The organism is Duganella sp. GW821-FHT07G03, assembly GCF_059418605.1.
On sequence record NZ_JBWKQE010000059.1, the window covers coordinates 1 to 698 of the forward strand.

Annotated in this window: 1 protein-coding gene; it reads left to right on the forward strand. The window is 58.0% G+C overall.

The features are described 5' to 3' along the window. Positions 1–85: 85 nt before the first annotated feature. Positions 86–698, forward strand: a 613-nt coding sequence (locus AC07OK_RS30740) for an IS5 family transposase (protein ID WP_494693840.1), incomplete at its 3' end; no start/stop codon positions are given.

The window sequence follows — 698 nt, forward strand, 5'->3', positions numbered from 1 at the left end:
GGAAGCGCTGATTTAATCGGTCTCTGGCGTCGGAACCGTCGGTAAGCTGTCACAATATCACCTTCATTCCTCGCGAGAACTGAGTATGCAATCGAGCTTTTCAGATGCCGAGTACGCCAGCAAAAAGAAGCTGACGCGGCGCGACCGTTTTCTGGCCGAAATCGAAGCGGCGACACCGTGGCCGGCGTTGGTGGCGGTGCTCTTGCCGTACTATCCCAAGGGCGATGGACGCGGTCGTCCACCGATCGGGCTCGAGCGCATGCTGCGCATGTACATTGCGCAGCAGTGTTTCGGTTTGTCCGACGAGGGCATCGAAGATGCGATCTACGACAGCCAAGCCATTCGTGGTTTCGTCGGTATTGATCTGACCCATGAATCTGCACCCGACGCGACCACGTTGCTCAAATTCCGGCGCTTGTTGGAGCAGCATAAACTGACCGAACGTATTTTCAACGAGATCAACGGCCACTTAGCCAGCAAGGGTTTGATGATGCGCGAAGGGACCATCGTTGACGCGACCTTGATCGCCGCGCCGCCATCGACCAAGAACAAGGACGGCAAGCGCGACCCGGAGATGCATCAATCGAAGAAGGGCAACGACTGGCACTTCGGCATGAAAGCCCATATCGGCGTCGATGCAGCGTCGGGCTTGGTGCATACCGTCGTCGGCACGGCTGGCAACGTCGCCGACGTCACCC